17 protein-coding genes are annotated in these 25967 nt (G+C 69.7%); 7 read left to right on the forward strand and 10 right to left on the reverse strand.

Features of this window, described 5'->3' with window-relative positions; all coding sequences use genetic code 11:
• Positions 1-21 precede the first annotated feature (21 nt).
• From A6A25_RS10490 to A6A25_RS10500, 3 genes are all read left to right on the forward strand, one after another.
• On the forward strand, positions 22-882 hold the full coding sequence (locus A6A25_RS10490) for a geranyl diphosphate 2-C-methyltransferase (RefSeq protein ID WP_073888077.1): 861 nt from the start codon (positions 22-24) through the stop codon (positions 880-882).
• 518 nt (positions 883-1400) lie between these two features.
• Positions 1401-2501, forward strand: coding sequence for a family 2 encapsulin nanocompartment cargo protein terpene cyclase (locus A6A25_RS10495; RefSeq protein WP_380735565.1), 1101 nt, complete (start codon positions 1401-1403; stop codon positions 2499-2501).
• A 241-nt stretch (positions 2502-2742) separates the two neighbouring features.
• Entirely contained in the window at positions 2743-3165 is a 423-nt protein-coding gene (locus A6A25_RS10500; RefSeq protein WP_198932640.1) for a hypothetical protein, read from the forward strand.
• A 906-nt stretch (positions 3166-4071) separates the two neighbouring features.
• Here the strand turns inward: A6A25_RS10500 and A6A25_RS10505 are convergent.
• The 10 genes from A6A25_RS10505 to A6A25_RS10550 form a co-directional block, all read right to left on the reverse strand.
• Entirely contained in the window at positions 4072-6804 is a 2733-nt protein-coding gene (locus tag A6A25_RS10505; RefSeq protein WP_073888079.1) for a beta-L-arabinofuranosidase domain-containing protein, read from the reverse strand.
• Positions 6805-6880: 76 nt separating this feature from the next.
• On the reverse strand, positions 6881-8227 hold the full coding sequence (locus tag A6A25_RS10510) for a cellulose binding domain-containing protein (RefSeq protein ID WP_073888081.1): 1347 nt from the start codon (positions 8225-8227) through the stop codon (positions 6881-6883).
• A gap of 209 nt (positions 8228-8436) precedes the next feature.
• A complete protein-coding gene (locus tag A6A25_RS10515; RefSeq protein WP_073888084.1) occupies positions 8437-9711 on the reverse strand; it encodes a cellulose binding domain-containing protein in 1275 nt (424 codons plus the stop codon).
• Between the two features lie 75 nt (positions 9712-9786).
• Positions 9787-11148 carry an endo-1,4-beta-xylanase gene (locus A6A25_RS10520; RefSeq protein ID WP_073888086.1) on the reverse strand — a complete coding sequence of 454 codons (1362 nt, stop codon included), beginning with the start codon at positions 11146-11148 and terminating at the stop codon, positions 9787-9789.
• Positions 11149-11485: 337 nt separating this feature from the next.
• A complete protein-coding gene (locus tag A6A25_RS10525; RefSeq protein WP_073888088.1) occupies positions 11486-13579 on the reverse strand; it encodes a family 43 glycosylhydrolase in 2094 nt (697 codons plus the stop codon).
• A gap of 79 nt (positions 13580-13658) precedes the next feature.
• Positions 13659-15185, reverse strand: a complete 1527-nt coding sequence (locus A6A25_RS10530) for a non-reducing end alpha-L-arabinofuranosidase family hydrolase (protein WP_073888090.1) — start codon at positions 15183-15185, stop codon at positions 13659-13661.
• 47 nt (positions 15186-15232) lie between these two features.
• Entirely contained in the window at positions 15233-16681 is a 1449-nt protein-coding gene (locus tag A6A25_RS10535) for an endo-1,4-beta-xylanase (protein WP_143193066.1), read from the reverse strand.
• Between the two features lie 220 nt (positions 16682-16901).
• Positions 16902-17696: a carbohydrate ABC transporter permease gene (locus A6A25_RS10540; RefSeq protein ID WP_073888204.1), complete on the reverse strand. Its 795-nt coding sequence runs from the start codon at positions 17694-17696 to the stop codon at positions 16902-16904.
• On the reverse strand, positions 17693-18535 hold the full coding sequence (locus A6A25_RS10545) for a carbohydrate ABC transporter permease (protein ID WP_198932641.1): 843 nt from the start codon (positions 18533-18535) through the stop codon (positions 17693-17695). Before A6A25_RS10545 ends, A6A25_RS10540 begins: the two co-directional genes overlap by 4 nt.
• Entirely contained in the window at positions 18532-19878 is a 1347-nt protein-coding gene (locus tag A6A25_RS10550) for an ABC transporter substrate-binding protein (protein WP_073888095.1), read from the reverse strand. Before A6A25_RS10550 ends, A6A25_RS10545 begins: the two co-directional genes overlap by 4 nt.
• A 104-nt stretch (positions 19879-19982) precedes the next feature.
• Here A6A25_RS10550 and A6A25_RS10555 point away from each other — a divergent pair, with 104 nt between their 5' ends.
• The 4 genes from A6A25_RS10555 (at position 19983) to A6A25_RS10570 (ending at position 25965) form a co-directional block, all read left to right on the forward strand.
• A complete protein-coding gene (locus tag A6A25_RS10555) occupies positions 19983-21047 on the forward strand; it encodes a LacI family DNA-binding transcriptional regulator (RefSeq protein ID WP_073888096.1) in 1065 nt (354 codons plus the stop codon).
• Between the two features lie 350 nt (positions 21048-21397).
• Positions 21398-23053, forward strand: a complete 1656-nt coding sequence (locus A6A25_RS10560) for a glycoside hydrolase family 27 protein (protein WP_073888205.1) — start codon at positions 21398-21400, stop codon at positions 23051-23053.
• Positions 23050-24429 carry a glycoside hydrolase family 43 protein gene (locus A6A25_RS10565; protein WP_083668240.1) on the forward strand — a complete coding sequence of 460 codons (1380 nt, stop codon included), beginning with the start codon at positions 23050-23052 and terminating at the stop codon, positions 24427-24429. The genes A6A25_RS10560 and A6A25_RS10565 overlap by 4 nt, the downstream gene beginning before the upstream one ends.
• Before the next feature lie 270 nt (positions 24430-24699).
• Positions 24700-25965: an extracellular solute-binding protein gene (locus A6A25_RS10570; RefSeq protein ID WP_073888097.1), complete on the forward strand. Its 1266-nt coding sequence runs from the start codon at positions 24700-24702 to the stop codon at positions 25963-25965.
• Positions 25966-25967 lie beyond the last annotated feature (2 nt).

Below are 25967 nucleotides of genomic sequence, written 5' to 3' on the forward strand. Positions count from 1 at the left end.
ACCCCTAAGGAGAAACCACATATGACGACCACCACCGCCGCATCCTCCGTCCTGCGCACCGACTACCAGCGGTCCATCGCGGACTACTGGAACAACGAGCAGGACCCGGTGAACATCAAGCTGGGTGAGGTCGACGGGATCTACCACCACCACTACGGGCTCGGTGCGTACGACGAGTCGGTGCTGTCCGGCCCCGCGGAGACCCGCGACGAGCGCGTGATCGCCGAGCTGCACCGGTTGGAGAGCGCGCAGGCCGACGTGCTGCTCGACCACCTCGGCCCGATCCGGCCGGACGACCGGCTGCTGGACGGCGGTTCCGGCCGCGGCGGCACCAGCCTGATGGCCAACCAGCGGTTCGGGTGCCGGGTGGACGGCGTGACGATCTCGCAGAAGCAGGTCGACTTCGCCAACGCCCAGGCCGCCCGGTGGGGTGTGGCGGACAAGGTGCGGTTCCACTTCAAGAACATGCTCGACACGGGTTTCGAGACCGGTGACTTCGCGGCCGTCTGGACCAACGAGACGACGATGTACGTCGACCTCTTCGAGCTGTTCGGCGAGTTCTCCCGGCTGCTGCGCCACGGTGGGCGGTACGTGTGCATCACCGGTTGCTACAACGACGTGACCGGTGGGCGGTCCAAGGCCGTCAGCCAGATCGACGAGCGCTACACGTGCAGCGTCCACGCGCGCAGCGAGTACTTCAAGGCGCTCACCGCGAACAACCTCGTGCCGATCGAGGTGGTCGACCTGACGCCGCAGACCATCCCGTACTGGGAGCTGCGCGAGCAGTCGTCGGTGGCGACGGGGGTGGAGAAGTCGTTCCTGACGGCGTACCGGGAGGGCAGCTTCCACTACCTGCTGATCGTCGCGGACCGGGTGCGATGACCACCGCGCCGACCCCGGCCCCGACCGGACGGATCCCCCGCGGCCCGTCCCTGCCACCAGGGCTGCTCCCGACCGGCACCGTGCCTGCCGCCCCGGTACCCGCCGGCCCGCCGCCTGCCGCTCCGAGCGAGGCGGCCACACCGGTGTCGGCCACACCAAGCGGCGGAGCCGGACCGGTGTCCAGCACGCCGAGTGGAGCGGTCGGGTCGGTGCCAGGCAGGCCGAGCGGGGCAGCCGCGGCAGTGTTGGGCAGGTCGAGCGGAGCGGTCGGACCAGGGCGGGACGGGCCATCCGGCGCGGGCCCGTCCGCCTCGCCGGAACCAGGCGCGGCCGGGCTTGGCGGCGCGGCCCCATCCCTCCCTGCCGATCTGCGCCCGCCGGGGGTCGGCACCTCCCGGCCGGCCGGCGCCGCCCCATCCGCGCCGCCCGACACGAGCGCACCGGGAGCCAGTACTTCCGCCGGCGCGGTTCCGACTGCGCCGTCGGGGCTGGGCACGTCGGGGCTGGGTACGTCCGGGTTGGGTACGTCCGGGTTGGGTACGTCTGCCGCCCGACTCGCGGCCCACTTCGCGGCCGGGCTCGCCGAGGCCGCCGACCGGGCACCCGTTTCCCCCACCACCAGTCCCGGCTACGTCGAGCGGGAGTGGGGTGACGGGACGGCGTCACCGGTCTACGTGCCCGTGGTGGAGCGGATCGATGACGCGCTCGCCGACGAGGTGGACGACCGGCTGGTGCGGTGGGGTGAGGAGTGCGGCTTCCGGGGCGAGGAGCTCGACCAGCTGCGCAAGGCCGGCTTCGGGCGGTTGGCGATGCTCACCCACACCGACACCGAAGACCCCGAGCAACTGCTGATCGCGGCACGGCTCAACGCCGCGTGGTGGGCCGCCGACGACCTGTACGCCGACAACACCGACATGGGCGCCACCCCGGCCGAACTGCCGCCGCGCCTGGCGCTGGCGATGGTGGCGATGGACCCGGTCGCGCCCGCCGGCGAGTTCGACGAGCCGCTGGAGGAGGCGTTGCGCGCCGAGCCGGTGCTGGTGGCGCTGCGGTCGGCCGTCGAGCACCTGGAACGCGCCGGCACCCCGGCCCAGGTGCAGCGGATCTGCTACTCCACGTTCACCATGTTCGTCAGCTGGAACACCTACGCGGCGTGGCGGTACACCGGCGAGTACCCGCCCGCCTGGAAGTACCTCGCCACCCGGCAGCACGACACCTTCGCCACCTCGATGACGCTGGTGGACCCCGTCGGTGGCTACGAGGTGCCGGCCAACCTCTACTACGACCCCCGCGTGCGCCGCGCCATCACCCAGGCCGGGACGGCGTCCGTGCTGGTCAACGACCTGCTGTCGGTGGCGAAGGACGCCGCCGACGCCAACCCCGTCGTCAACATGGTCCTGCAGATCGCGGCGGACCGGAACTGCTCGATCGAGGAGGCGACCGAGGCCACCGTGGCGCTGCACAACAAGTTCGTGCACGACTTCGAGGAGTCGCACGAGAGCCTGAGCGCCGTGCCGTCACCGGAACTCCAGCGGTTCCTGCGCGGCCTGCGCGCCTGGATGGGCGGCGGCTTCGAGTGGCACAACACCAACCCGCGCTACCGGACCGCCCGTTCCTGACCTGGAGCGCCAGGCGCGCTGCGCACGACCGGTGAGAGCATCGGCCAGCGAGGTCACCTGAGTGTCCACGAAGGACCGGGAGACGGCCGCTCTCCTCCACGGCGTCGAAACCGTGGTAGAGGGTGTCAACCTAGTTGACACCGGGCGGCGGCCGGCGGCAACCCAAGACGACCACCCGATCCGCTGACGAACCCGACACCGATGTGGCACCATCGCCGCATGATCACCACCCGAAAGGGCGATGCCGCGTAGGTCACCGGGCGCTGTTCGCGCCGACACCCCGCGCATCCGCCGCCCGCAGGCCACCCCGCCTGCCCACCGTCCCACCGGCGACCCGCCGATCAAGGGACTCAGCCCCGACGCCCAACACGCGGTCGACCGCCTGGGCCTGAGCGCCGGCGCGGCTTTCGAGGGCTACCGACGCTTCCTGCACCAACCGGGCCGCTGGCTCTACGTGCCCTTCCACGACTGCCCGTGCTGCGCCCCGACCCACGGCCGCGACACTTTGGAACTCGCGCTCGACCACCTGCCCCGAGCCGCCCGCGCCGCCCTGCGCCGACTGCTCGCCCCGCTGGACGAGGAGTTCCACCGACGGACCCTCCCGAACCCGCACTCGACCACCCCGGGCCACTGGTGGCACCGACGACTTTACGAACGCGACTAGGACCCACCTTCCGACACCCTGACCTGCACCTTTGCCGAACGTCGGTTCCACGATCGGGTGATCATGCTCCCGACTTCAAAGAACACGGTGTTATTATTCAACTGATACGTCGGGAGAAACAACAAGGCCCGCCTCGACCGGCCGCACGCCCGCACCGACTCGGGCCTCGCGGCTGTCCCGGGGTAAGCCGCCGCCGCCGACGTCGCCCGCCGCGGCCGGCGGCGTCCCAGCAGACGCGTGGGCCGCTCGACGGCTCCGGACTCGAGCACCTCGATGCGGGTGCCGCCCGCCGCGCACGTGGTCGCGGACAGCGACTGCCGCCTCGCGGACCCGGCAGCGCGAGGCCGCTGGCGCCGAGGCCGCTGGCGCCGAGTCTCGCCGGCGCCGAGTCTCGCCGGCGCCGACACCCGCCGATGCCGAGGCGCGCTGGTGCGGGGGGCGCTGGTGCCGGGGGCGCCGGCAGGGTGGCCAGGGCGATGGTTGCCCTGGTCGCCTCGCTGTCCTGCGGTAGTGCGGTGGTCGGGTACCGGCAGGGGCGAGGTCGCGAACCCGTCGGGTCGGGTGCGTCGTGCAGGTGTCGACCTGGTAGGTCCAGCGGTGGTCTGTGTGCGGTCCCGTGCCGGGTCGGTGGAGCGGGGCGGTCACGGGCATCGGTTCCGGCCGTGGGGGAGCGTTCCGGCAAAGGGGGGTGGCAAGGCGTTGGGGCATTGGCGCCACGCCGGGCGCGGGAGCGGCGGGGTTGGGCGGTCGGCACGGGATCGGTCGGCACGGGATCGGTGGGCGGGGGAGCGGGGGACGGGGGACGGGGGAGCGAGGGGCGGGGAGCGAGAGGCAGCGGAGCGGTGGGTGGGTGGGGATTTGGGGCGGCGTCGCACCCAGGAGTGGGTGCGACGCCGGGGTGTGCGGTCAGATGAAGCGCCAGAGGTGGTCGGTGGTGCCGTTGTCGTCGTACAGCACGACCTGGGCGCCGCGGGCGGTGGAGGCGTTGGTGAGGCCGAGGACTCGGCTGCCGTTGCCGCACTGGATGCGGAAGTAGCCGTTGCTGCCGTGGCGCAGGCGCCACTTGTGGTCGGTGGTGCCGTTGTCGGACCACTGGAGCACGCGGGCGTTGTTGGTGTTGGCGCCGTTCTCGACGCCGAGGACCTTGCCGCTGTGCGAGTTGCGCAACCGGAAGTAGCCGTCGGGGTCGAGCACGGCGGTCCAGAGGTGGTCGGCGGTGCCGTTGTCGTCCCACTGCACGACCAGACCACCATCCGAAGTGGACATGTCCTGCACGCCGAGCACCAAGCCACTGGCGCGGTTCTGCACGCGGCGGGCGCCGTTCGGGACGAAACGCCACCGGTTGTCGGCCGAGCCGTTGTCCGAGTCCTGCACGGCCTGCGCACCCTGGGCCGTCGAGCCGTTCAGGATGCCCAGCAGCTTGCCGCTGTTGACGTTGCGTAGCTTGTGGGTGCCGTCACCGTGATCGACCACGGTCCAGCGGTGGTCGGCGGTGCCGGTGTCGCCCCACTGCAGGACGCGGGCGTTGTCGGCGGTGGACATGTTCTCGACGCCGAGCACCTTGCCGCTGTGCGAGTTGCGCAGCCGGATGTTGCTCCCGTCCACGACGATCTGCCAGTTGTGGTCGGCGGTCCCGTTATCGCCCCACTGCACGGCCAGTCCACCATCCGAAGTGGACATGTTCTGCACGCCGAGCACCAGACCGCTGGCGGCGTTGAACAGTCGGTAGGAGGATTCCGAGCCACCACCGGCGGTGTTCCAGTAGACGGTGTAGTTGAAGCCGTGGGCGTCGTGGAACGGGCCCAGGTTGACCGTCGCACCATCGGCCCGCGCGGTGAACGCCAGTGACGACGTGCTGGTGCGGGTGATGGAGTCGACGCTGAGCGCGGGCAGCCGGGACAGGGCGGTGTTGCCGTAGTTGCCCGCCAGGACCGCCGGTCCGTAGGTGATCGCGCCGACGGCGGGGTTGTCGTTGGCGGCCCGCACGATCACCCGCATGGGCAGGCGCAGCGTCACCGTGTCACCCGGCGCCCACGACCGGGTCAACGAGGCGTAGGTGCCGGGAGTGGCGGTGACGCCCTGGGCGACGCCGTTGACGCTGACGGTGGCACCGGTGGTCCACGCGGGGATGCGCAGGCGCATCGTCCACGACCCCTCCACGCTGCCGCTGACCGTGATGGTGGTGGTGTCGGACGCCGGGTAGGTCGTGGTCTGGGTGACCGTGATGCCGCGCTCCGACCACGTCAGCACCGACGGCGCGTAGAGGTTCACCGTGAGCGTGGTGCCGTTGCGGAAGTAGATCGAGTTGGCCAGGGACGTGTTGACCTCCAGGGCGGTGCCCTGGCAGCACCAGAAGGTGGTGTAGTCGGTGCTCCAGTTGCCGCCACCCCACGCGGGCCCGGTGTTGCCGCGTCGGTGACCGGGGTTGAGGCCGGTGAAGTAGCAGATGTGGCCGTGCGGGTCGGCGGTGTTCTGCTGGCCGATGAGGTGGTTGATCAGCGCGCGCTCGTAGAAGTCGAAGTACGCCGCGTTGTCCGGTTGCAGCTGCCACAGCTCGCGGGTCAGCTTGAGCATGTTGTAGGTGTTGCACGCCTCGGCGGTGTCGGTGTTGAGGTAGGAGGCGATGGCGTTGGGCGCGCGGAAGTGCTCGGCCTGGCTGTTGCCGCCGATCACGTAGGTGTGCGCGGCGACGGTGATGTTCCACGCGTTGGACGCGATGTCGCGGTAGCGCGTGGTGCCGGTCGCCTTGTACTCGCGTGCCGCGCCGATCCACTTGGGCACCTGGGTGTTGGCGTGCAGGCCGTTGAGCCGGTCCTGGTTCGCGGCCAACGGGTCGAACACGGCCGCGTGGTCGAACCGCTGGGCGGTCGCGAGCCACCGGGCGTCGCCGGTCTGCTGGTACAGGTCGGTCAGCACGGCGTTCATGCCGCCGAACTCCGTGCCCAGCACGCGCTGCATCTGGCTGTAGGACAGCCTCGCCGTGCGCCAGTCGACCCAGCCCGCGAACCGCAGCAGCACGTCGCGCGCCTGGGTGTTGCCGATGTGCCGCCACACGTCCAGCAGACCGGCCAAGGTCTTGTGCAGCGCGTAGTACGACACGGATACCGGGCTGCCCGCCTCCATCCTGTCGAAGTCGGACTCGGGGAAACCGGACAGGTAACCGGTGTTGAAGCCCGCCGCCGAGTTGTTCGCCTGGCACTTCGCCAGCTCGGCGACCACGTAGTTGGCGCGGTCGCGGCACGTGGTGTCACCCAGCACCGCCCACGCCTGCGCCCACGCGCTGAGGAAGTGGCCTTGGCTGTGGGTGCGGAAGGGGAAGTTCGGTGCCTCCCACCCGCCGAGCGCCGCCGCGCCGTTGGTGGACAGCCGGTGGTTGGCCCGGAAGTTGTACAGCAACCGGTTCACGTCCACGAAGCGCAGGTAGGTCAGCGTGCGGTTCTGGTTGTCCAGCCAACGCCCGGAGGTCAGCCGGACCTGGCTCAGGTCGAACGGGTGCGTGGACACCCCGATGTCGGTGCGGACCGGCGGAACGGAGGCGGCGTGTGCCGTTCCGACGATCAGGGACGGTGCGGTGGTCGCGACGGCGGCGACCCCGGCGGCTTGCAGCAGTCGGCGTCGGCTCAACGGTGAGGACGACATGGCACTCCTGTCGTGGGCCGCCCCGGGCGTCGCGAGTCGTACGAGCCCGGGGCGGCGTGGTCGGTCCTCGGCGCCCTCAGCCGGTCGCGCAGGTGGTGCCGTTGAGGGTGAACGAGGTCGGTGCGGAGGTGTTGCCGGTGTGGTTCGCCTGGAAGCCGATGGTGACCGAGGCGTTCGGGGCGAGGTTGGCGTTGTAGGAGACGTTCCGGGCGGTCACCTGACCGGAGGTCGGGGAGTAGGTGGCGTTCCAGCCGGAGGTGATGGTCTGGCCACCTGGCAGCGTGAACACCAGCGACCAGCCGTTGACCGGGGTGGTGCCGGTGTTGGTGACGGTGATGTTCGACGTCAGGCCGGTGTTCCAGGCGTTGATGGTGTCGGTGACGCGGCAGGTCGAGTCGCCGGGCACCGAGGTCGTTGTCGTTGTCGTGCTGGTGGTCGTCGATGTGGTCGTTGTGGTGGTGGTAGACGTCGGACTGGTGCCTGCGAACTGGTTGACGAACTTCCACACCTCGGCCGACGTCCAGGTCCGCCCGCCGTCCTCGCACGAGCACCCGTCGACCGGAGCCGGGGTGTGGCCGTTGTCGAACGCCGCCCACACGACCGGGTAACCGGCGCGGCAGCCGCTGTAGGTCGTGACCACGTGGGACAGGCTGCCCTGGCGCGGCTCCGGCGGGTTCTGCGCGGTGCAGCCGTTGTTGCGCACGAACGCGTCGCGCATCGTCCGACCCTGGGAGATGTTGAGCACGTTGTCGGTGAGACCGTGCAACCCCATGTAGGCGATGGGCTGGGTACCGCCGTTGCACCCGCTGAGCAGGCCGCCCGCGTAGACGACGACCGCGCGGAACGTGGTGGCGCGGGCGCAGGCCACCGCGTACGACATCGCGCCGCCGTAGCTGAAGCCGCCGGCGAAGCGCTGGGTGGTGTCGATGCACAGGGCGGCGTCGAGTTGCCGGAGCAGGTCGTCGACGAAGGTCAGGTCACGGCCGTTGGTGTTCGCCCAGCCGTTGCTGATGCCCTGCGGCGCCACGAAGATCATGCTGTTGTTCGCCGCGTCCGCTTGCTTCCGCAACCCGTAGTAGGACCAGTTGTACCCGGCGCCACCTCCCGAGTCGACGTCGTTGGCCGTCCCGTTGAGCCAGTGGAAGCCGACGAACAGCCGGTACTGGCGGTTGGGGTCGTAGTTCGCCGGCACCCGCAGGATGTAGCTGCGGTTCTGGCCGCCGCTGGTGATCGTGTGCGTGCCGCTGGCCAGACCGGGTGCCTTGCCGCACCCGGCCGTCGCGGCTGCCGTGCCCACCTGGTCGGTCTGCGTACCGCCGAGCGCGACGCCACCCGCTCCCAGTAAGAGCAGGACACCCGCGGCCGCGGCCGCTATCAGGGACCTGCGCCGGGACGTGGCGCGGTCCGCGTGCTGGTGGAACATCGTTGTCCCCTTCGTTGTGGATGAGTCTGACGCGCGATGTTCACGCTCACAAGAGGTTCTGACGGGCTGTACTTTAGGTTGCACCATTTGATGGAAGTCGATTGGTTAGCGATAACATTCACGGCCTCTCCGGTCGGGAGACGCCGAACGGCCGTCATGGCACACGCGGGTGACGCGTGCCCATGACGGCCGTTGCCTCGGTGTCAGGTTCAGAAGTTCTTCGTGGACACCACCCAGGGCGCCTTCGCCGCCAACCCGGACGGGCTGAGGATGTAGGAGCGCGCTGCCTGGTTGCCGTTGAGCACCATGTCGAGGAACTGCACGACCGTCGTCATGCCGTCGGTCAGCTGGCTGCCGGTGATGAAGCCACCGTGACCGGCCTGCGGGTGGCGGGCCAGCACGGACGGGACGGTGGCCAGGTCGTAGGTGGCCTGGTTGTTGGCATAGGCGACGTCGGACGGACCGCCGTCCATGAACAGGGCGGGCGTGTGCAACTTGCGGACCTCGGAGCGCGGGTAGCCGAAGGAACCGTCGGCGAAGAAACCGCTGTTCAACGAGACGACCGCGGACACGCGACCGTCCTGGCCCGCGACCATGGCCTCCAGGCCGCCGCACGAGTGGCCCGCGGTGGCCACCTTGGTCAGGTCCAGGCGTTGGCGCAGCGGCGCCCCGGAGCGGTTCTGCTCCCGCTCGGCCCACGTGATCGCGTCGGTCAGCAGGGAGGGGATCGGGGATCCGCTCGGCACGCCGTTGGGCGAGCCGTCGACGGAGCCGGTGTCCACCACGACGAAGCCCTTCGACGCGATGAACGTCAGGATCCGGGTGACCTCGCTGTTGTCCGTGTGCGCGCACGCGCCGTTCCCGAACGCCAGCACGGGCAGCGACCGGTCGACCGCCTGCGGGTTCGCCGGGCGGAACACGGTGTAGCGGTTGTCGCCGTACGCGCCTTCCCTGGTGACGGGGAAGTTGTTCTCGATCATCGGACGACCCGGCTGAGGCGTCGTGGTCGTCGTGGTGGTCGTGCTCGTCGTGGTCGTGGTCGTGCTGGTGGTGGTCGTCGTCGAACCGGTGCACACGGTGCCGTTGAGGGTGAACACCGACGGAGGCGTCGTGCGGGCGCCGGAAGTGGCGTTGAAGCCGAACGACACCGTCGCACCGGTGGCGATGGAGCCGTTCCACGCGGCGTTGACGGCGGTGACCTGGGCGCCCGACTGGGTGTGCGACCCGTTCCACGACTGCGTGATCCGCTCGTCACCGGAGAACGACCACGACAGCCGCCACCCGGTCACGGGGTCGCCGAGGTTCGTCACGACCACGTTGGCACCGAACCCGCCCGGCCACTCGGCGGCGAGGGCGTAGTCGACCCGGCACCCGGCCGCGGCCGACGCGGACTGCGACCCGAGCAGTGCCCCGGTGGTGGCGACGAGGGCGACGGCGGACACCAACGCGGCCGATCGTGACGCGCGGGAGTGGTTCCTGCGCATGAACTTGCTCCTTCCCGGCTGATCGGGTTCGAGGGGTGGGAGGACCCGGGTGCGCCGGGCCCTCCCACCGCGTGCTCAGCCGACCTGGCAGGAGATGCTGGGCCAGCTCCAGTTGCCCCCGTGCATGACGGTGAAGCCGAACGTGTTGCCGTTGCCGTTGGGGCGGGCCACCATCACGTTGGCCGACGGCCACGTGGCGGAGGTGTTCCAGGTGGCGATGATCCGCTGCGGCGAGCTGACCGTCACCGTGACGACCCAGTTGTTCGTGCCCGAGACGGTGACCTCGCCGTTGAAGCGGTCACCCCACTTCTGACCCTCGCGGTACGTCGCGGTGCAGCCACCGGGGTTCTGCGGGGTGGTGGTGGTCGTGGTCGGACCGGTCGGGTCGGTGGTGGTGGTCGTCGGGACCGTGGTCGACGCGGCGTTCAGGGCGTTGAGGACCGAGGTGTAGGCGGCCTTCTTGTTGCCGGAGCCGTCGAACAGCAGCGGGGTGCCGGAGGCGCGCCACGAGTCGCTGTCGCGGATGCCCCAGACGGTGATGCCGGTGCAGCGGGTCACGGCGAGGCAGGCCTGCACGACGCCCTGGTACTGCTGCGCCTGCGAGGAACCGGAGCCCTCGATGTCCAGCTCGGTGATCTGCACGTCGACGCCGAGGTTGGCGAAGTTCTGCAGCGTGGTGTGGTAGTTGCTGGGCACCGGGTTGCCGCTGTTGAAGTGCGCCTGGAAGCCGACGCAGTCGATCGGCACGCCGCGCTGCTTGAAGTCCTGCACCATCCGGTAGACGCCCTGGGTCTTGGCGTGCGACCAGTTGTCGGTGTTGTAGTCGTTGTAGCAGAGCTTGGCGCCCGGGTCGGCGGCGCGGGCGGCGCGGAACGCGGCCTCGATCCAGTCGTTGCCGGTGCGCTGCAGGTTGGAGTCGCGGCGTCCGCCGCTGCTGCCGTCGGCGTACGCCTCGTTCACCACGTCCCAGGAGTGGATCTTGCCCCGGTAGTAGGTCGCGACCTGGGTGACGTGGTTGAGCATCGCGTTGCGCAGCGCGGTACCGGACATGTTCTGCATCCAGCCGGGCTGCTGCGAGTGCCACGCCAGGGCGTGACCGCGCACCTTCATGCCCCGGCTGCGGGCGTGGTTGACGATCCGGTCCGCGTTGCCGTAGCTGAACTGGCCCTGCTGCGGCTCGGTCGCGTCCATCTTCATCTCGTTCTCAGCCGTGACCATGTCGAACTCACGGTTGAGGATCCCGACGTACGTGGAGTCGCCCAGCTTGTTGGCGGCGACCGCGGTGCCGAAGTAGCGGCCGCTCTGCTGTGCCGCCGCGGCGAGGGTCGAGGCGGCGCCACTGGCGGGTGACGCGACGAGGACCGCGGCGCCCGCGGCGGCGGCGACCAAGGTGGACACGAGCGCGGCTCGTGCGACTGACTTCGATGTCAGCGTCATGTTCGGCGCTTTCTGGGGTAGCACCCGCCGGAGCGGGTAGGGACGGATGGGGGAGTGGAGCCGTCGGTGGACCGCTCGGGAATCCCTCGAAGCCACACACTGTTCGGCTCGAAACGTTAAGCAGTATCAACCGAAACGTTCGACTGATCAAGGCCCGGTTCGACGGGTTCACGCGCCGCGCTTCAACTTCTGTGAACACCGTCGAACCGGTTAAGCTTGATCTTGAAGTGTGACATATCTGCTGGTGAAGCGCCTTGTGAGTGGTTCGTCAGCTGGGCTGTGAACAAGATCGGAGGAGGGTCGTTCTTTCGAAACAATTCGAAACTGTTTTCGAGGTTCAGGGCGTCGTCAGGTCGAACTTTCGCACCGTGACGGACCCGCCCAGCGCCTGGGTGGCGTGGTTGAAGATGCCGAAGCGGTAGCCCATGAAGAACTGCCAGGCGTTGTTGAGCGTGAACGACGGTCCGAGCGCGGTGAAGGTGGTGCCGTCGGTGCTGTAGGAGAAGCGGGCGACGCGGTTGGACCCGGGTTGGATGTCGGCGTTGACCCGCAGCCAGATCCGGCCGCCGCTGACCGCCGCGCTCGCGGCCTCGGTGCCGGTGCTGGTGGTGCGCCAGCTGCTGTCCATCGCCAGCCCGGTGGTCATGGACACGCGGGTCTGGCCGTTCTCGCGCTTCACCCCGATCCAGGCCGAGGACTGGCGCAGCATGGCCAGGCCGGTCCGGTCGCCGTCGCGCATCGCGCTGTAGTCCAGTTCGACGGTGGCGGTCGAGGTCGGCCCCTGGATGCGGTGGGTCAGCGTGTTGCGGGCGGCGTAGAGGTCGTTGGTGACCGTGGCCGTCCGCAACGTCAGCCCGTTGTTCACCGAATACCGGCTGGTGTCCGGGTCGTGGTTCCACTCCCACTGCGGGCCGAGCGCCGTGCCCGCGAAGGTGTCGGACCCGGTGAGCGGTTTGACCGGCCGGGTCGGCAGCGGCGAGGGGTAGTTCACGCCCCACCGGCCGTTGACCGTCTGCAGGGTCGGCCACCCGTCCGCGGTCCACGTGATCGGCGCGAGCGCCGGGACGCGGCCGCCGGGGTAGGCGTCCACGAACGACATGTAGTACCAGGACCCGTTCTGGGTCTGGACCAGGCCGCCCTGGTGCGGCACGCCGCCGCCGGGGATCGGGCCCGGCAGGTCGAGCAGCACCTGCCGCAGGGTGTACGGGCCGAACGGGTTGCTCGCCTTGAGGACGTACTGGCCGTTCGCGGGCCGGGTCAGCCAGATGTAGTAGCTGCCGTTGCGCTTGTAGAACCGCGCGCCTTCCAGCGTGCCGATGTTCGACGGCGTCTGGAACACCTGCTGCGCGCGGACCTGGGTGCGGCCGTCGGCGGACAGCTGGGCGACGCTGATCGTGCCGTTGCCGTAGGCGACGTACATCGTGTCGTTGTCGTCGATCAGCATGCCCGCGTCGTAGTAGCAGTTGTCGAGCTGGGCGTGCCGGTTCCACGGCCCCTCGACGCTGCTCGCGGTGTAGATGTAGGTGTCGTTGAAGTCGATGCACCCGGCCCAGTAGTAGGTGCGGTTGCTCGGCCGGTACTGCAGCGTGGACGCCCAGATGCCGTTGACGTACGCCCGTTGTCCGTTGGTCAGGTCGTACTTCGTGCCGAAGTCCAGTGAGGGCACGGAGTGGCCGGCGAACTCCCAGTTGACCAGGTCGTACGAACGCAGGATCGGCGCCCCGGGGGAGTAGTGCATGGTGGACGCGGTCATGTAGTACGCGTCACCGACCCGGATGACCTCGACGTCGGCGAAGTCCTGCCACACCACCGGGTTGGTGAACTGGCCATTCGGTGGGGTCGTGGTGGTGGTCGGCGGTGTGCCGACGCGGACGAGCTGCCACTGCTGGTTCGCGCCGCCCCAGTCGCTGTACTGCACGATGTTGGCACCGTCGTTGGTCGCGGCGTTCTGCACCTCGACCGCCTTGTTGCTGTTGCGGTTGATCAGGCGCACGTGGCCGCCGTCGGAGTCGGCCAGCCGGAACTGCTGGTTGGTGCCGTTGCAGTCGGCCCACTGGACGATGGCGGCGCCGTCCGTGGTGGAGAAGTTGTAGACGTCGAGCACCTTGCCGGAGTGGCGCGACTTGAGCCGGTAGTAGCCGCCGCCGGAGTCGACGAACTGCCACTGCTGGTTCGCGCCGTCGTTGCGGGTCCACTGGGTGATGCGACCGCCGTCGGCGGTGGAGAGGTTGTAGACGTCCAAAGCCTTGCCGCTGTTGCGGTTCACGAGGACGTACCAGGCGTTGGTGTCGACCGTGGCGGCGGAGCTGGTCGCCGAGCCGAAGACGACCAGCACACCGCCGAGCACGACCGCGGCCATGACCGCGGCCATCCTCGACACCCGGCTCCGCCTGCGCGTCAAGCGCCGCGGCAGTTCATCGGGGACGGACATGACTGCTCCTCACCCGCCGCTGAAGGGCGGATAACGGCCCGGCGCCCCGCACGTGGTCGTGCGGGGCGCCGGGGGTCGGTCAGCGTTGCAGCGTCAGGACGCCCGGTCGGTAGGGCAGCAGGCCGTAGTCGCCGCCGGAGTTCGGGCTGCGGCCTTGGTAGAGCAGTTGCAGGTTGCAGGGGTCGATGGTCTTGGTCTGGTCGGCGGTGGCGCGGACCAGGTCACCGTGGCTGATGTCGTTGGTCCACGTCGCGCCGCTGTTGGCCTTGCCCGCGAACGGGTTGCTCTCGGTGGCGGCCTGCGGGGTCCACGAACCGCCCAGGCTGCTGGACGTGAACGAGCGGAAGTAGCGCCCGTTCGAGCCGATCGCCTCGACGATCATGAGGTACTGGTTCTGGCCCTTGACCTTGTAGACCTCGGGGGCCTCGAACAGGTTGTTCGTCGTGTCGCTCATGATCGTGGTGTACGACGAGCCGAAGCTGCTCGGGAAGTTCCCGAGCGGCATGACCTGGCGGTAGATCTTGCCGTTGTCACCGGCGAAGAACAGGTACATGTTCGTGTCGTCACCGATGAGCGTCTGGTCGATGGGCCCGGTGCCGGAACCGGTGATGCTGGCCGTGGACAGCACCTGCTGCGCCGACCACCCGTTCGGGTTGGTGGGGTCGGTCGACGTCCGGTAGCTGAACGCGGTCCCGCCCCACTGGTAGGCGAGCACCCAGATGTTCTTCGGGGCGAAGTAGATCAGCGTGGGCGCGACGGTGCTGATGTTCATGGCCTGCTGGGGTGCCGAGGCCATCTCGGACCAGTTGCTGAAGAGCCCGAAGTTCATCGAGCCCCAGCGCGTGCCCGTGTCGTGCGTCGTGCCGTAGACCAGGTGCCTGCCGTTGTAGGGGACGTAGGTGAAGTCCTTGAGCGACACCCAGCCCGACCTCGGCTGCGCCAGCACGCCACTCGACGTCCAGCGGTAGGTCGACGGGAGCGAGCACGTGCCGGGGTTCGTGGTCGTCGTGGTGGTGGTGGGACCGGAGCCCATGCGCACGAGCTGCCACTGCTGGTTGGCACCGCCCCAGTCGGTGTACTGGACGATGTTGCCGCCGTCGTTGGTGGCCGCGCCCTGCACCTCGAGCGCCTTGCCGCTGTTGCGGTTGATCAGCCGGACGTAACCGCTGTCGGAGTCGGCCAGCCGGAACTGCTGGTTGGCGGCGTTGTTGTCGCTCCACTGCACGATGTTGGCACCGTTGGCGGTGGACCAGTTGTAGACGTCGAGCACCTTGCCGGACAGCCGCGACTTGAGCCGGTAGTAGCCGCCGCCGGAGTCGACGAACTGCCACTGCTGCTGGTTGCCGTCGTTGCGGCTCCACTGGGTGATGCGGGCGCCGTCGTTCGTGGCGAGGTTGTAGACGTCCAGCGCCTTGCCGCTGTTGCGGTTCACCAGCACGTACCACGCGTTGGTGTCCACGGTCGCCGCTGACGCGGTCGTCGCGCCGAACGCCGCCAGCAAGCCGCCGAGCAGCACGGTGACGACCGCGGCGGCGAGACCGGCGACCCTGCGGCGCCTGCCGACTGGCGCGACGGTGGTGGGCGGTTGGTGGCCTGACCCGGCCATGGGCGTGCTCCTCTTCGTCGAGGTGGGGGGATTGGGGGTGGGACGGATCAACCGACGCGGACGAGTTGCCACTGCTGGTTGGCGCCGCCCCAGTCGGTGTACTGGACGATGTTGCCGCCGTCGTTGGTGGCCGCGCCCTGGACTTCGAGCGCCTTGCCGCTGTTGCGGTTGATCAGGCGGATGTAGCCGCTCGCGTCGACCGCGCGGAACTGCTGGTTGGTCCCGTTGTGGTCGGTCCACTGGACGATGGCGGCGCCGTCCGTGGTGGAGAAGTTGTAGACGTCGAGCACCTTGCCCGACAGCCGCGACTTCACCCGGTAGTAGCCGCCGCCGGAGTCGACGAACTGCCACTGCTGCTGGTTGCCGTCGTTGCGGCTCCACTGGGTGATGCGGGCGCCGTCGTTCGTGGCGAGGTTGTAGACGTCCAACACCTTGCCGCTGTTGCGGTTCACCAGCACGTACCACGCGGTCGGGTCGATGAGGCCCGGCTGGCCGGAACCCTCGTTGAGGGCGTTGAGGACGGCGGTGTAGGCGGGCTTCTTGTTGCCCGAGGCGTCGAACAGCAGCGGGTTCTGGCCGGTGCGCCACGAGTCGCTGTCGCGGATGCCCCACACGGTGATGCCGGTGCAGCGGGCCACGGCCAGGCACGCGCGGGTGACGGCGGCGTAGGCGTTGGCCTGGTTGGAACCGGAGATGTCCAGTTCGGTGATCTGCACGTCGACACCGAGGTCGGCGAAGCGCTGGAGGTTGGCCTGGAAGTCGCTCGGCGCGGAGTTGGTCAGGTGCGCCTGGAAACCGACGCAGTCGATCGGCACGCCGCGGGCCTTGAAGTCGCGCACCATGTTGTAGATGCCGGTGCTCTTGGCGTTGATGCCGTCGGTGTTGTAGTCGTTGTAGCAGAGCTTCGCGCCGGGGTCGGCCGTGCGGGCGGTGCGGAACGCGACCTCGATCCAGTCGTTGCCGGTGCGCTGCAGGTTGGAGTCACGCCGCCCGCCGCTGGTGCCGTCGGCGAAGGCCTCGTTCACCACGTCCCACGAGTGGATCTTCCCGCGGTAGTAGGACGCGACCCGGTTGACGTGGTTGACCATGGCCGAGCGCAGCGCCGCGCCCTCCATGCGCTGCATCCAGCCGGGCTGCTGCGAGTGCCAGGCCAGCGTGTGGCCGCGGACCGTCATGCCGCGGCTGATGGCGTGGTTGACGATCCGGTCGCCGTTGGTGAACGTGAACTGGCCCTGGTTGGGCTCAGTCGCGTCCATCTTCATCTCGTTCTCGGCGGTGACGCTGTTGAACTCGCGGTTCAGGATCGTCGTGTACGTGCTGTCGCCGAGCTTCCCGGCCGCGACGGCGGTGCCGAAGTAGCGGCCCTTCTCGGCCGCCGAGGTGCCCAGCGTCGTACCCGCCAGGGCCTGGCCGTGGAACGCCGTCACCATCAGGGTGGCGACGAGGCCCACGACGAGCAGCAACGCCGTTGTCATTGCTCGTGTCGAATGTTTCATCAAGTGTCCTTACGGATCCGCTGTTCTGTTAGCGCTAACAATTCGGTGTCCGAGGTGTCGATGTCGAATTGAATCGCGGAAGGGGTGCGGTAGTCGTCACCGCCCGTACCTGTCGTGCCTCAGACTGTGAAGGATGGTCCACGCCGGGGTCAAGACGTCGCGAAAATGTTTCGTACCGAAACGAATGCGGCCCGGATCGCTAAAGTTAACGCAAACAATTTTAGCTCCGTTGTCGGTAAAGCAGGGCCAACGCGGCGAGCAGCGGCGTGATGAGCAACAACGTCCCGGCGCACAGCAGCGGCACGTCCGTGCCCCAACGCCCCTGGAACGCGCCGAGCGCACCCGCCGCCGTCCGCCGCACCGGGTCGTCGACCAGCACGATCGCCAGCAGGAAGTGGTTCCACGTCCAGACCAGCAGCAGGACCGCCAGCGACGACGTCGCCGGCCGCGCCAGGGGCAGGTGCACCAGCCGGAACACCTGCCACGGCCCGGCACCGTCCAGGCGGGCGCTGTCGGTCAGCTCCGGTGGCACACCGGCGAAGTGCGCGCGCAGCCAGAACACCGCGAACGGCAGGTGCACCGCGGCCAGCGCCACCACCAGACCGGACCGGGTGTCGAGCAGACCCAGGTCCTTGAACTGCTGGTAGAGCGGCGTGACGATGGCTTCCAGCGGCAGCACCAGCCCCACCGCGAACAGTCCGAACACCGCGCGGTGGCCGGTGAACCGGAGGTGCCCGAGCGCGTAGCCGGCCGGCGCCGCCAGGGCGAGCGTCAGCGGGACCACGCCGAGCGCGATCAGGCCGCTGGACGCCAGCACGTCGGCCACCGCGGCGGACCGGAACGCCGTGGCGAAGTTCGACCAGTGCGGGTCCGACGGCCAGGTCAGCCCCGGTGGGTAGGTGCCCGGCGGGTGCAGCGCGGTCACGAACAGGTCGGCGAACGGCACCAGCGTCACGACGACCAGCGCGAGCGGGACCAGCCTCCGCGCCGCCCGCTCCCACCGCCCGGTGGTCACCGCGACCACCGCAAGGCGGGTGCCACCGCCGCCAGGACCAGCACCACGAGCACGACGGCCAACGCCGAGGCCAGGCCGACCTCCCGCTGCGCGAACGCCAGGGAGAACACCTCGAAGCCCGGCACGGACGTGGCGTTGCCCGGACCGCCCCGCGTGGTGACGTAGACGATGTCGAAGCTCGCCAACGCGGCGATCGCCGTCACGGCCACGCACACCCCCAGCTCACGCCGCACGCCGGGCAGCGTGACCGCGCGGAACTCCGCCCAGGTACCCGCGCCGTCCAGCCGTGCCGCCTCGTACAGCGCGGGGTCGATGCGATCCGCGCCGGCCAGCAACAACGTCGTGCACAGCCCGAGCAGCACCCACGCCCCGATCAGCCCCACCGCCGCCAACGCGGTCGCCGAGTCACCCAGCCACGCCCGCGAGAGACCGCCCAGCCCGACCACGTCCAGCAGCCGGTTCACCGCGCCCGTGGACGACAGCAGCAGGCTCCACGCGATCCCCGCCGCCACCAACGGCACCGCTTGGGGCAGGAGCAGCACCGCCCGCACCGGCCTCGTCGCGGCACGCCGGATCACCGCGGCGGCCAGCAGGCCCAGCGGCACCGGCAGCCCGGTGAAGAACACGACGAGCACCAGCGCGTGACCGATCGCGCCGTACAGGTCGGGGTCGGTGAGCACCTCCCGGTAGTTGGCCAGGCCGACCCACGTGGACGGGCCGACACCGTCCCACCGGTACAGCGAGTACTGGGCCGTCAACGCGAGCGGGCGCAGCACGAACACCGCGTACACCACCAGCGCGGGCAGGACGAACAGCCAGCCGACCCGCCGCCACCTCACCGGTCGACCTGGTCGGCGTAGTCGGCCTGCACCTCGCGCAGCAGGTCGTCCGGCTCGCACTCGCCCGCCGCCAGCTCCTGCAGGCGCGGCGTCCAGCTCTCGGCGAGGACGGCGCGGGTGGCGTTGGCCATGAAGTCCATGCCCGTGCCGTCCGCGGCGACTCGGGCGGCGGCGGCGAGCGTGGCGGCCGTGACCGAACCCGGCTCGACCGGGGGCACGTGCGCGTCGGGCGGCCCGAGGGGGAGCGCCCCGCCGACCCGCACGGTGATCTCGCGCGCCGCGCGGTCGGTGACCGCCCAGTTCAGGAAGTACGCCGCGCAGTCGGGGTGCGCCGCACCGGCCGGGATGCCGTACGTCGGCGGTCCGGTCATCGCCGCCCGCGGCTCACCGGCCCGCACCGGCGGCACGAGGAAGAAGCCGACCCGGCCCGGCATCAGCCGGTCGAGCGTCGCGGACTCCCAGTCGCCGTCGACCATGAACAGCGCCCGGCCGGAGGTGAACCGGTCGAGCATCCGCGCGTAGTCGGTGGCGTTGAGGTCGGCGTCGAAGTACCCGGCGGCCAGCCACCGCCGCAGGTGCCGCACGGCCTCGGTGTTCGCCGGGGTGTCGATCCGCGCCCCGGGCTGCTGGAAGGTCCAGGCGTCGATCACCGATGGTGAGCCGTAGGCGGCCATGAGGCCCTGCAGGGGGAACGCGAGACCGGCCGCGGCACCCGAGTTGAACCCGGCCAGCGGCGTGATGCCCGCGTCCTTCGCCCGCGCCAGGGCGTCGTCCCACTCCGCCAGCGTCGAGGGCTCGCGGAACCCGATCCGCGCCGCCAGGTCCTTGTTGTAGAACACGCCGGTCACGCTCGTGGAGAAGCCCATCGCGTACAGCGGACCCGTACCGCGCGGCCGGCCGCCGGGGTCCACGCGCAGCTGCCGCAGGTGCGCCGCGGGCCAGTCGTCCCAGCCGAACCACGCCGCGTAACCGTCGAGGTCGCGCAGCAGGCCGTCGGCCGCGAGGTCGGACACCTGGGGCAGCCGCACGAGGTCCGGCGGGTCGTCGGCCAGCAGGCGCGGCGCGTTCTGCGTCAACACCGCGTACTGCTCCTCGCGGACCTCCCACGTCACGTCCGGGTGCTGCCGGGTGAACTCGTCGGTGAGGGCCCTCGCCAAGGGGAAACCGGCCTCGAAGCGGGCGCGCAGCACGACCGGTCCGGTGCCGCAGCCCGGTTCGGACGTCACGGCCGCCGACGTGGCCGCGCCGGTCGTCCGGTCACCGCCCGGCGCCGCGCAGCCGACCAGGAGCGCCGCCGCCAGCGCGGTGATGGTGACCGCGCTGGATCGTCGTGGACCGGACAAGGCTCTCCCTCACCTGCGCTAAATCGTGTTAGCTTCCCAGAGTTTCAGGACGGTCCGATCCGGTGTCAAGGCCGGTGGCGGTCCCTTGAGGACGGAGGAGCGCAGTGGGGCGACGACGCGTCACGCTGGCCGACGTGGCGAAGGCGACCGGTGTCTCGACCACGACCGTGTCCCTCGTGCTGGCCGGTCGCGGCGCCGAGCTGCGCATCTCCGACGACGTGCAGCGGCGGGTGCGGTCGACCGCGCAGGAGCTGGGCTACCGGCGCAACACCCTCTCGGTCGGCCTGCGCACCGGGCACACCCAGACGATCGGGTTCGTGTCCGACACGGTGGCGTCCTCGCTGCTGGCCGGGAACATGATCAAAGGTGCGATGGAAGCCGCCCACCAGCGGGGCTTCATGCTGTTCTGCGGCGAGAGCGGTGGTGATCCCGACGTCGAGCGCGCCCTGGTCGAGGCGATGCACGACCGCCGGGTCGACGGCATCATCTTCGCGGCGATGTACACCCGGACGGTCGCCGTGCCCGAGGGCCTGGACGACGGTCCGGCCGTGCTGCTCAACGCCCTGCCCGCGGCGTACTCGCCCGTGCCGTCGGTGCTGCCGGACGAGGTGGAGGCGGGTCGTGCCGCCGCGCGGATCCTCGTGGACGCGGGTCACCGGGAGGGCGTCCACCTGGTCGGGGCGGGTCCCGGGCTCGACGACGTCCCGCCGAACAGCATCGCCGCCAGGGAACGCCTGATCGGCATGCTCCAGGTCTTCGAGGCCGCGGGCGTCGAGGTGGTCAGCGCGCACCAGTGCCCGAAGTGGATGCCGGAGGACGGCTACGACGCCACCCGGGAGATCCTGCGCCACCACCGCCCGAGGGCACTGGTCTGCCTGAACGACCGCTTGGCGTTCGGCGCCTACCAGGCGCTCGCCGAGGCCGCGCTGTCCGTGCCGGACGACGTCTCCGTGGTCTCCTACGACGACCACCCCATCGCGTCCTGGGTGCGGCCCCGCCTCACCACCATCGCCCTGCCGCACCACGAGCTGGGCGCGAAGGCGGTGGAGGTGCTGTTCGCGGCGTCGGAGCGGCGGAGGCGCACCAAGAGCGCTCCCGTGGTGCACCGCGTCCCCATGTCCGTCCAGCTCGGCGAGTCGGTCCGGACCGTGCCCGCACCGTCGCGGTAGAGCTGGGCCAGGGCGTCTGTGCACGCTCACAAGCCGAAACGACGCGACGGGCAGGTTCAAGGGACTGAACGGAGTAACCTGCCGCGAAACCGGCTCAGCGCTGCGGAAAATTTAGGAGTTAACCATCGTCGGTGCCGCAAAAAGCTAAAGTTAGCGCTCACAAATTTAGCTTTGACCTCGCTGTGCGCCGCTGGTTACGGTGACGTCACGACCAAGGCCGCTCCGCTTCCGGTGTGACTCCGCCGCGTCAGGAAAGCCAGCTCCGGACGGCTCTCGAACCCCTGCTCGAACCCCGCGCCGCCGACCGTCCGACGTCGGCGGCGTCCTCGTCGAAGCGGAAAGGGGCAATGATGCCCACCCGTACCCGTGGACGACTCCTCCACCTCGGTCTGGCGGCCGTCACGGCACTGGGCGTGCTCGCCGCCGCCCCGACCGCCGCCCCGGTCGCCCAGGCCGCGCCCGGCAGCCCGGCGCTCACCCCGCCGATGGGCTGGAACAGCTGGAACAGCTTTGGCTGCGGCATCACCGAGGCGCAGGTCCGGCAAGCCGCCGACGCGATGGTGTCCTCCGGCATGCGCGACGCCGGCTACCAGTACGTGGTCGTGGACGACTGTTGGTTCGACCCGCAGCGCGACTCCGCGGGCAACCTGCGCGCCCACCCGACGAAGTTCCCCAGCGGCATGAAGGCGCTCGGCGACTACATCCACGCCCGCGGCCTGAAGTTCGGCATCTACCAGGCACCCAACGAGAAGACCTGCGCCCAGGGCGTCGGCACCCACCCCGGCTCCACCGGCAGCAAGGGCCACGAGGTCCAGGACGCCCGCACGTTCGCGTCCTGGGGCGTGGACTACCTCAAGTACGACTGGTGCTCGGGCAGCGGCACCCGCGACGAGCAGGTCGCCCGGTTCACCATCATGCGGGACGCCCTGCGCGCCACCGGCCGCCCGATCGTCTACAGCATCAACTCCAACAGCTTCCACGCGCCTACAGGCGACAAGTACGACTGGGGCGAAGTCGCCGACCTCTGGCGCACCACCGAGGACCTGCTGGACATCTGGCAGAACGGCAACGTCAACAGCTACCCCATGGGCGTGGGCAACGTCCTCGACGTCACCGCGCCGCTGGCCGCGCAGACCGGTCCGGGCAACTGGAACGACCCCGACATGCTCGTCGTCGGTCGACCCGGCCTGACCCTCACCGAGTCGCGCACGCACTTCGCCCTGTGGGCGTTGATGGCCTCACCCCTCATGGCGGGCAACGACATCCGCACCATGTCGTCCGACATCAGCGCCGTCCTGCGCAACCCGCGGCTGATCGCGGTCAACCAGGACCGGCTGGGCGCGGGCGGCCGACGGGTCCGCGACGACGGCAACACCGAAGTCTTCGCGAAGGCCCTGTCGGACGGCTCGGTCGCCGTCGGCCTGATCAACCGGGGCAGCGGCAGCGCCACCATCTCGACCACCGCCGCGCAGGTCGGCCTGACCGGCGGTTCGTTCACCCTCACCGACCTGTGGACCGGGGCCACGTCCGGCAGCACCGGCCAGATCAGCGCGAACGTCCCGGCGCACGGCTCGGCCGTCTTCCGGGTCTCCGGCGGCACGCCGTCACCCGCCACGACCTCGCGCCTGCGCGGCACCGGTTCCGGCCGCTGCGTGGACGTGGACAACGCCTCGACCGCCGCCGGCGCGGCGACCCTCATCTGGGACTGCCACACCGCGGCCAACCAGCTGTGGACGACGTGGGGCAACGGTGAGATCCGCGTCTTCGGCGACAAGTGCCTCGACGCCTACAACCAGGGCACGACCAACGGCACCCGGGTCATCACGTGGCCGTGCAACGGCCAGGCCAACCAGCGCTGGACGTTCCAGGGCGACGGTTCCATCCGCAACGCGCAGGCGGGTCTGTGCCTGGACGTCAACCAGGCGGCCACCGCCAACGGCTCCACGCTGATCCTGTGGACCTGCAACGGGCAGAACAACCAGAAGTGGACGAGGTTCGCCGCATGACACCGACGCTGTCTTCCCCGACGATCCGACGGGCGGGAGCCCTGCTCACCGCGCTCCTCTGCGCCTTGGTGCTCGCACCCGCGACGGCCAAGGCCGACAACCCGATCGTGCAGCACATCTACACCGCCGACCCGGCGCCCCTGGTCCACAACGGACGCGTTTACCTCTACACGGGGCACGACGAGGACGGCTCGACCTGGTTCACCATGAAGGAGTGGCGGGTCTGGTCCTCCGACGACATGGTCAACTGGACCGACCACGGCGCGCCGATGAACGTGGGCACGTTCGCCTGGGCCAAGCAGGACGCGTGGGCGGGGCAGGCGATCCACCGCAACGGCAAGTTCTACTGGTACGTGCCGGTGGTCAACCGGGCCACCGGCCGGATGGCGATCGGCGTGGGCGTCTCGGACAGCCCCACCGGTCCGTTCCGCGACGCCCTCGGCCGCCCGCTGGTGGAGAACGGCGAGATCGACCCGAGCGTCTTCATCGACGACAACGGCCAGGCGTACCTGTACTGGGGCAACCCGAACCTGTGGTACGTGCGGCTCAACGCCGACATGACCTCGTTCTCGGGCAGCCCCACCCGGATCCCGCTCACCACGGCGGGCTTCGGCACCCGGACCGGTGACGCGGCCAGGCCCACCCTCTACGAGGAAGGCCCCTGGGTCTACAAGCGGAACGGGCTGTACTACAACGTGTTCGCGGCGAAGTGCTGCTCGGAGTTCATCGCCTACTCCACCGCGCCCACCCCGACCGGGCCGTGGACCTACCGCGGCACGATCATGCCCACGCAGGGCAGCAGCTTCACCAACCACGCCGGGATCATCGACTTCAAGGGCAGCTCCTACTTCTTCTACCACAACGGCGCCTTGCCGGGCGGCGGCGGCTTCACGCGTTCCGTGGCGGTGGAGCGGTTCAGCTACAACGCCGACGGGACGATCCCGACCATCAACATGACCACGAGTGGAGCGCCGCAGGCGGGCACGTTGAACCCGTTCGTGCGCCAGGAAGCCGAAACCATCGCCTGGGGGTCGGGCATCGAGACCGAACCGTCCTCCGAGGGTGGGATGAACGTCGGCTGGATCGAGAACGGCGACTACATCAAGGTGAAGGGTGCCGCGTTCGGCACGGGCGCGAGGACGTTCAGCGCGCGGGTCGCCTCGGCCGCCGCGGGCGGCACCATCGAGGTCCGGCTGGACGGTCCGAGCGGTGCGGTGGTCGGTCGCTGCGGGGTTTCCGGTACCGGTGGCTGGCAGAACTGGACCACGGTCTCGTGCCCGGTCAGCGGTGCGACCGGCACCCGTGACCTGTACCTGCGGTTCACCGGTGGGAGCGGCTACCTGTTCAACGTCAACTGGTGGCAGTTCGCCGCGTAGCTTAGATAGTTCGCGTTCACAAAGTTTGATCGGTTGACGAGTCCTGAGAGGGGAGTGCTTCGGCGGGGGAAGGCAGGCGGCACAAGAGTTCTTGACGACCCTTGTGACACAGCTTACTGTCGTGAGCGCTAACAATCGGAGTTGAGAGCGAAACTTTCGGCCGCACGGTGCGGCAGGCACTCGACCCGGTTCACGCGATCGCCGACCCGCGGTGGCCCACCGCGAGGTGGCGGTGCCGCCTGTTTTTCTCGCACACCTTGGAGAAGCGCCGTGAAACTCCGCTTGCCCCTGCTCAGCACTGCCGCGGTCCTGGCCCTCGTCGCCGCCTGCACACCCGGCACGGGAGGCGGCGGGGGAGGGGACGGCAAGTCGTTCGAGTTCTGGTCGTTCTCCGCCATCAACCAGAAGCTGACCGTCGACGCGTACACGGCGAAGCACCCGGACATCGAGATCAAGCTGACCGAGGTGGGCACCTCGACCGAGACCGCCCAGTCGCTGACCACCGCGCTGGCCGGCGGGAAGGTGCCCGACCTGGTGCTGATCCAGGGCGACAACCTGCCGCAGTTCGTGGAGCAGCCGCAGAACTTCGTGGACCTGCGGACGCTGGGCGCCGACGACATCAAGGGCGAGTACCTGGACTGGGTGTGGAACCAGAGCGTCGCCAAGGACGGCGAGGTGCTGGGCGTGCCCACCGACGTCGGCGGCATGGCGGTGGCCTACCGGACCGACCTGTTCGCCGCCGCCGGCCTGCCCACCGACCGCGAGGCCGTGAGCGCGCTGTGGCCGACGTGGGACGCGTTCATCGAGACCGGCAAGCGCTACAAGCAGGCCACCGGCAAGGCGTTCACCGACAACGCGGCGACCAGCGTGTTCTACCAGGCGGTCAACCAGGTCTCGGAGAAGTACTACAGCGCGGACCGCAAGCTGGTCTACAGCACCAACCCGCAGGTGAAGGCGGCGTTCGACCTCGGCATCAAGGCCGCGACCGCCGGCATCACGGCCGGGCAGTCCTCGTTCGAGAGCGCGTGGAGCGCCGGCATGGCGCAGGGCCAGTACGCCGCCGTGTCCGCACCGTCCTGGATGCTCAACAGCATCCGCAGCACCGCACCCGACACCAAGGGCAAGTGGGACATCGCGAAGATCCCCGGTGCTTCCGGCAACTGGGGCGGCAGCTACCTGGCCATCCCGAAGCGCGCCAAGAACCCGCAGGCCGCCTGGAACTACATCAAGGAGATGCAGTCACCGCAGGGCCAGCTGGAGCACTTCGCCCGCGTCGGCGCACTGCCTTCCACCCCCTCGGTCTACCAGGACGCCAAGCTCACCGACGCCAAGGACCCGTTCTTCTCCGACGCGCCGACCGGCAAGATCTACACCGACTCGCTGCTGGGGCTCAAGCCGTTCTACATCGGCCCGGACAGCGCGGCGATCGGCCAGGAGTTCCTCAACGCCATCACCAACGTCGAGCAGAGCGGCGGTGACCCGGCGACGGCGTGGGACGACGCGGTGCGCAACATCAAGACCGCCATCGGCGAGTGACG

The sequence above is a fragment of the Saccharothrix sp. CB00851 genome (assembly GCF_001905065.1).
Lineage (GTDB): Bacteria > Actinomycetota > Actinomycetes > Mycobacteriales > Pseudonocardiaceae > Actinosynnema.

Coding starts and splice junctions, on each gene's coding strand:
- A6A25_RS10560 (WP_073888205.1), top strand. CDS start 21,398: ATGCCCACCCGTACCCGTGGACGACTCCTCCACCTCGGTCTGGCGGCC.
- A6A25_RS10530 (WP_073888090.1), bottom strand. CDS start 15,185: ATGGCCGGGTCAGGCCACCAACCGCCCACCACCGTCGCGCCAGTCGGC.
- A6A25_RS10565 (WP_083668240.1), top strand. CDS start 23,050: ATGACACCGACGCTGTCTTCCCCGACGATCCGACGGGCGGGAGCCCTG.
- A6A25_RS10505 (WP_073888079.1), bottom strand. CDS start 6,804: ATGTCGTCCTCACCGTTGAGCCGACGCCGACTGCTGCAAGCCGCCGGG.
- A6A25_RS10535 (WP_143193066.1), bottom strand. CDS start 16,681: ATGAAACATTCGACACGAGCAATGACAACGGCGTTGCTGCTCGTCGTG.
- A6A25_RS10500 (WP_198932640.1), top strand. CDS start 2,743: ATGCCGCGTAGGTCACCGGGCGCTGTTCGCGCCGACACCCCGCGCATC.
- A6A25_RS10490 (WP_073888077.1), top strand. CDS start 22: ATGACGACCACCACCGCCGCATCCTCCGTCCTGCGCACCGACTACCAG.
- A6A25_RS10515 (WP_073888084.1), bottom strand. CDS start 9,711: ATGCGCAGGAACCACTCCCGCGCGTCACGATCGGCCGCGTTGGTGTCC.
- A6A25_RS10525 (WP_073888088.1), bottom strand. CDS start 13,579: ATGTCCGTCCCCGATGAACTGCCGCGGCGCTTGACGCGCAGGCGGAGC.
- A6A25_RS10520 (WP_073888086.1), bottom strand. CDS start 11,148: ATGACGCTGACATCGAAGTCAGTCGCACGAGCCGCGCTCGTGTCCACC.
- A6A25_RS10510 (WP_073888081.1), bottom strand. CDS start 8,227: ATGTTCCACCAGCACGCGGACCGCGCCACGTCCCGGCGCAGGTCCCTG.